This window comes from Vibrio sp. S457-15, from assembly GCF_000960545.1.
GTDB classification, from domain to species: domain Bacteria; phylum Pseudomonadota; class Gammaproteobacteria; order Enterobacterales; family Vibrionaceae; genus Vibrio; species Vibrio parahaemolyticus.
Genome location: NZ_JYOQ01000060.1, coordinates 1 through 400 on the forward strand (window position 1 = coordinate 1; position 400 = coordinate 400).

Genomic DNA, 400 nt, shown 5'->3' on the forward strand with positions numbered 1-400 from the left:
GTGACTAAGCGTACACGGTGGATGCCTTGGCAGTCAGAGGCGATGAACGAAGTAGTAACTTGGGATAAGCCCAGATTAGGAAGTAACAACCATTTGAGTCTGGGATTCCTGAATGGGGAAACCCCCTTACATAAGTCAGAATCGCTGCGTGAATACATAGCGCAGCGAGCCGAACCGGGGGAACTGACACATCTAAGTACCCCGAGGAAAAGAAATCAACCGAGATTCCGAAAGGAGCGGCGAGCAAAATTGGACTAGCCCTTAAGCTTTACACGCGTTAGACGAACGGTCTGGAAAGTCCGACGATACAGGGTGATAGTCCCGTAGTTGTGGACGGGTGGTCAGAGAAATCTGGCAGGGCGGGAGACGAGAGATGCTGTCTGATTAATGGGTGGCTGTT

At 51.2% G+C, this 400-nt stretch carries 1 rRNA gene; it reads left to right on the top strand.

The annotated features are described in order from the left end of the window. Positions 1-400: ribosomal RNA gene (locus tag UF05_RS07655) — 23S ribosomal RNA — on the top strand; the annotation flags it as partial.